The organism is Alistipes sp. (genome assembly GCF_020026455.1).
In the GTDB taxonomy this organism is placed as follows: Bacteria; Bacteroidota; Bacteroidia; order Bacteroidales; family Rikenellaceae; genus Alistipes.
Genome location: NZ_JAHHQJ010000026.1, coordinates 1 through 1451, shown reverse-complemented (window position 1 = coordinate 1451; position 1451 = coordinate 1). Strand labels below are relative to the sequence as shown.

The 1451-nt window shown below is 59.6% G+C and carries 1 protein-coding gene; it reads left to right on the top strand.

What is annotated here, in order from left to right; all coding sequences use genetic code 11:
• Window positions 1-368: 368 nt before the first annotated feature.
• The gene (locus QZ460_RS10190; RefSeq protein ID WP_290541471.1) at window positions 369-1334 is read left to right on the top strand and encodes a DKNYY domain-containing protein; all 966 of its coding nucleotides are present in this window, start codon (window positions 369-371) and stop codon (window positions 1332-1334) included.
• The last annotated feature ends 117 nt before the right edge of the window (window positions 1335-1451 follow it).

Sequence of the window (1451 nt, the reverse complement as noted above, 5' to 3'; positions counted from 1 at the left end):
GACGGATGGGACGGATGGGACGGATGGGACGGATGGGACGGATGGGACGGATGGGCGGATGGGGCTTCTGCTGGGCTGAGAATGTGTGACGGAGAACTTCTGCGGGGTGGGGAACTCCGCGGACAGGTGAGTGGCAGGCGTGCGGCAGGCGAGCGGCGGAGGCGAGCGGATATGCGGCAGGCGTGCGGCGAAGATGAGCGGATATGTGGCAGGCATGCGGCGAGTGTGGAGGATGTGAGGCAGGGGCTTGGGGGCGGGAGAGAGGGATGTTTGGGCGTTGGGCGAAAGATTTACGGCTGATTTCTTGCTCCGTGTACAATAACCCGGTATATTTACGGCTTGGAACAGAAGAAGCAAACGGATACACGATGAAAAGGTTGATTTTAGGGCTCTTGTCCGCACTGCTGCTCCTTCCGGGCGGCATGCTGTGGTGTGGGGATTCTGCGCGCGCGGCCGAGACTTTCGTCCTGCAGCCTCCTTGCGAGGATTGTTACACGGATCCTTACGGGCCCTGGCAGGGGGATTGTCAGGAGGGGCAGCGTCGGGAATATATCAAGGACAGCTGGTCGGTATATTACCGCGGGCGGAAGATCGAAGGCGCGGCGGCGTCCTCGTTCGTCGATCTCGGCGGAGGATACGCCAAGGACAGCTGGTCGGCATATTATCGCGGGCGGAAGATCGAAGGCGCGGCGGCATCCTCGTTTGCCCGGATCAGCGGCGGCTATGCCAAGGACGGCTGGTCGGTATATTACTGCGGGCGGAAGGTTGACGAGGCCTCGGTTTTCTCGTTCGTCGATCTCTGCGGCGGCTATGCCAAGGACGACTGGTCGGCATATTACTGCGGGCGGAAGGTCGACGAGGCTTCGGTTTTCTCGTTTGTCAATCTCGGTGACGGATACGCCAAGGACGACTGGTCGGTATATTACTGCGGGCGGAAGGTCGACGAGGCTTCGGGCTCCTCGTTTGCGGAGATCGGCAGCGGATATTCCAAAGACAGTTGGTCGGTATATTACCGCGGGCGGAAGGTGGAAGGGGCTTCGGCTTCGTCGTTCGCCGATCTTGGAGGCGGATATGGCAAGGATAGCTGGGCGGTATATTACCGCGGGCGGAAGATGGAAGACCTTTCGGCTTCGTCGTTCAGATATCTGGGCGGCGGTTACGGCAAGGATTCCTGGAAGGTGGTCTATCTGGGGCGCGAAGTGGCGGGCGCATCGGTGTCGTCGTTTGAAGAACTCGGGTGGGGATATGCCAGGGATGCATGGCGGGTTTACTTCCGCGGCGAAGTGATTCCGGACGTTTCCCCGTCGGAGTTCCGGGTTCCGGTTCCGTGGTAGCCGGCGGCCGGCGGTTTGCCCGATTTATGGAGCTTCCCGAAAGGAGGCTCTTTTTTTGTGCCGGCACCATATAATATTTTGTGTAAATGGAAATACGGGATTCAGAAAAGAGTCTCG

Excerpts from the sequence above, each read along its gene's own strand:
- QZ460_RS10190 (WP_290541471.1), top strand. The coding sequence starts at position 369 with ATGAAAAGGTTGATTTTAGGGCTCTTGTCCGCACTGCTGCTCCTTCCG.